The organism is Streptococcus sp. E29BA (genome assembly GCF_041807805.1).
Taxonomy (GTDB): domain Bacteria; phylum Bacillota; class Bacilli; order Lactobacillales; family Streptococcaceae; genus Streptococcus; species Streptococcus entericus.
In genome coordinates, this window is the sequence record NZ_JBGTZA010000077.1 from 1 (window position 1) to 534 (window position 534).

Here is a 534-nt window from a genome sequence, read left to right on the forward strand (position 1 = left end):
GTCCTTTTAATTTTGTTTTGATTCGTTTGTTATTGTAGTAAAAAATATAATCGCTAATTGCTTGTTCCAGTTGTTCTAGTGATGTGAAGGTGTTCTCAAATCCATAAAACATCTCAGACTTGAGAATGCCAAAGAAGGATTCCATCATGCCATTATCAGGACTGTTCCCCTTACGAGACATCGAAGGACGAATCCCTTTAGATTCCAAAAAGTGATGATAAGACCAGTGTTGATATTGCCATCCTTGGTCACTATGGAGAATGGTTCCCTCGTAACGGTTAGCTGGAAAGGTTTTTTCAAGCATGGTATGTACCTGTCTCAAGTTCGGTGAGCGAGACAAAGTAAAGTCAATAATTTCACCATTATAACCATCCATAACAGGGGATAGGTACACTTTTCCCTCCGTTAAAGCAAACTCCGTTACATCTGTATAGCACTTCTCATAAGGTTTAGCTCCTTCAAACTGACGTTGAATCAGGTTGTCAGCCTTCTTTCCTACCTCGCCCTTGTAAGAGGAATACTTGCGTTTCCGAC

General features: G+C 40.3%; 1 protein-coding gene. It reads right to left on the minus strand.

Annotated elements, in window-relative coordinates:
* Window positions 1-534 (minus strand): IS3 family transposase (locus ACERC8_RS09970; RefSeq protein ID WP_373659706.1); only part of this gene is annotated, 534 nt, incomplete at both ends.